The 1,406-nt window shown below is 50.8% G+C and carries 1 protein-coding gene and 1 pseudogene; both read right to left on the reverse strand.

Annotated elements, in window-relative coordinates; all coding sequences use genetic code 11:
• Positions 1 to 449: pseudogene (locus ACTQ3V_RS15535) on the reverse strand (hypothetical protein); the annotation flags it as partial.
• Between the two features lie 18 nt (positions 450 to 467).
• On the reverse strand, positions 468 to 1,406 hold a 939-nt coding region (locus ACTQ3V_RS15540), incomplete at its 5' end, for a discoidin domain-containing protein (RefSeq protein ID WP_441468286.1).

The following is a 1,406-nucleotide window of genomic DNA, read 5'->3' on the forward strand; positions in this document are numbered from 1 at the left end:
AAAATGGAGGAGGACACATAGCCGCGATAGACATGCTGGGCATTGTCCAGCGTTGTGCCGTAGTCCTGATACCAGATGCCCTGCCCATTGGTGTTGATAACCGGCAGGCTTTCCCCGTCGCCATAGGCGTCAATGACAATTGGCGCATCCGAGGTGCCCTTTACCTCGCGAAGGTGCAGAAATTCATTATAAAAATTGGAACCACGTTCCAAAAGCACCCGATCTCCAGGTTGAAGGCTAATTTTGCTCAACGCGGCGAGACTGTACAGAGCCTCTGTTTCGCTTTTGCCGCTGTTTCGGTCATTTCCATCCAGAGTGCTGACATAATAAGTATTTCCTGTTGCCTGTGGCAGAGTATCTCCAACAGCCTGCGCTGTTATTGGAGGAAATACGACGCTGAACAAAACCGCAGCGCACACTGCCAACGAGCATAGACGTCGTCTGATCATCAATGCTACCCTCCTTTATTAAACTACTACCCGGCCCAAGTAAATCTCGGCGGCGGATACAAATGTTAGCGTTCCGTCACTGGCGGTTGTTAAACCCGTCAATTTGACATATTGCGCCTGTACAGGAGCAAACGTTACCGTCTTTGTGGTGTTGTCCCTGTCCCATGTGCCTGTAACGGAAGGAATGGTACTCCAATCAGAGCCATTCGTACTAAATTCAATTTTATAATCCAAAATCAGGCCATTTACTTGAGACTGGCGGGGAACATACTGGAGCGCAGACACCGTTTGACTCTGCTTCATATCAATAGTAATCCACGCATCCGCTTGATTGCAACCGTCCCAGTTGCTGTGCCACAGAGTATCCAATCTGCCGTCCAGCGCCTTTGCCGCCTCTTCTCCGCTTTGAGCGCTGCCTGCTGTAGCAGTCCAGCCTGTACGCGCATAGTACTCCGGTTCCAGATAAAGGGTATACTGCTTCTGGACATCTGCGCGCGACAATGTCAAAATATCTCCGCTCTGAATCGTTTGTGCGCCTTCCACCGGCGTGCCTTGACGCGTTATTTGCACAGTGGCTGTACTGGTGTACTGCACTTTCGCTAAAAACTGCTCTACAGTAGTATTCTTCGGAATCGCGTTCACAGAATTGCCGGTATCCTGCTCGGAAATTTGATACACACTGGAGACCAAAAGCAACTCGTCTCCCTCGTTTGCAAGATCGCTTTCAAAAGCGCCAATGTCCGGCTTCAGACCAATGGGATTTCCAAAGAAATCCTGATTTGCATGTACGCCCTGACTTTCCATCTCAAAGAGGAATGCAGGCGTTTGAACGATTGCGCCCGCATTGATTGCACGGGAGCCATCCTGCAGCTTATATCCATCCAGCGTGTTCAGCGCGTTGGCCTGCGCGCTTCCGGTTCCACCCTTTCCGGGATCGACCATCAGAGATGTCCCCTC

This window comes from Candidatus Agathobaculum pullicola (assembly GCF_052117205.1).
In the GTDB taxonomy this organism is placed as follows: domain Bacteria; phylum Bacillota; class Clostridia; order Oscillospirales; family Butyricicoccaceae; genus Agathobaculum; species Agathobaculum pullicola.